The organism is Pseudomonas sp. BAY1663 (assembly GCF_000582595.1).
GTDB lineage: Bacteria > Pseudomonadota > Gammaproteobacteria > Pseudomonadales > Pseudomonadaceae > Stutzerimonas > Stutzerimonas stutzeri_AF.
Genome location: NZ_AZSV01000193.1, coordinates 1 through 1,372, shown reverse-complemented (window position 1 = coordinate 1,372; position 1,372 = coordinate 1). Strand labels below are relative to the sequence as shown.

Genomic DNA, 1,372 nt, shown 5'->3' with positions numbered 1-1,372 from the left:
GGGCCTGTCAGAAATTTTGTGTTCGGGCATCAGATGCTTTTAAGGTGCCTGCCATGCCTAGCAAAAAGACTCCGGCCAAAAAGGCCAAGAATGATCTACCTTCGATTCCGAAGGATTTGGTCGAGCAATTCGTCAAAGGCCCGATGACGGCCGAGGCGATCCAGGACATTTCGATGGCCTTCAAGAAAGCGCTGGTCGAGCGCGCGCTTGGAGCCGAGTTGGGTCACCATCTGGGATACCCGCCGGGCACAGAACGCCCCGAGGGCAGCGAAAACCTGCGCAATGGCACGAGCGGCAAAACCGTTCTGACCGACGATGGCCCCTTGCAATTGGATATTCCTCGGGACCGCGATGGGAGCTTCGCGCCGCTCCTGATACCCAAGCATGAGCGCCGCTTTACCGGCTTCGACGACAAGATCATTGCCATGTACGCGCGGGGCATGACGGTGCGGGAGATCCGTGGGTTCTTGCTCGATCAGTACGGTACCGATGTTTCCCATGACTTCATCAGCTCGGTGACCGACGCGGTGATGGACGAGGTCGGGGGCTGGCAGCAAAGGCCGCTGGAGCCGATGTACCCAGTGATCTTCTTCGATGCTCTGCGCGTCAAGATCCGCGATGAAGGCTTGGTGCGTAACAAGGCCGTCTATTTGGCGCTGGGCGTTCTGCCGGACGGTACGCGCGACATCCTGGGCATCTGGATCGAGAACACCGAAGGCGCGAAGTTCTGGCTCAAAGTGTTTAACGATCTTCGCAACCGGGGCGTCGAGGACGTGCTGATCGCCGTCACGGACGGCCTGAAGGGGATACCTGAAGCGTTGGCTGCGGTGTACCCGCAAACGACCCTGCAGACCTGCATCGTCCACCTGATTCGCAACAGCCTGAACTTCGTGTCCTGGGATAAACGCAAGGGCCTGGCCAAGGCCTTGAAGCCTGTCTATCAGGCGCTTAACGCCGATGCGGCCGAGCAGGCGCTCAGCGAGTTCGAAACCGGCCCGTGGGGCAAGCAATACCCCACGGTCGCGGCTGCCTGGCGCCGGGCCTGGGACCGGGTTATACCGTTCTTCGTATTTCCCCAGGCGATACGCAAGGTGATCTACACCACCAATGCCATCGAAAGCGTCAATGCCCAACTGCGCAAGATCATCAAAACCCGCGGACACTTCCCCAATGATGAGGCCGCCACCAAGCTGATCTGGTTAGGGCTGCGTAATATCACCGCCAATTGGGGCAAAGCGGCGCACGACTGGAAGAGCGCGATGAACCAATTTGCGATCCTGTACGGGGATCGCTTCACCAGGCCCGCCTGGTGAACCATGGTCCGTCCGGTGACGGGCCTCAACGGCCCGAACACGAAAAATCTGACAGTCCC

1 protein-coding gene is annotated in these 1,372 nt (G+C 59.5%); it reads left to right on the top strand.

What is annotated here, in order from left to right:
- The first annotated feature begins 53 nt into the window (after positions 1–53).
- Positions 54–1,313, top strand: coding sequence for an IS256 family transposase (locus BAY1663_RS22715; RefSeq protein ID WP_037045397.1), 1,260 nt, complete (start codon positions 54–56; stop codon positions 1,311–1,313).
- The last annotated feature ends 59 nt before the right edge of the window (positions 1,314–1,372 follow it).

Coding starts and splice junctions, on each gene's coding strand:
- BAY1663_RS22715 (WP_037045397.1), top strand. CDS start 54: ATGCCTAGCAAAAAGACTCCGGCCAAAAAGGCCAAGAATGATCTACCT.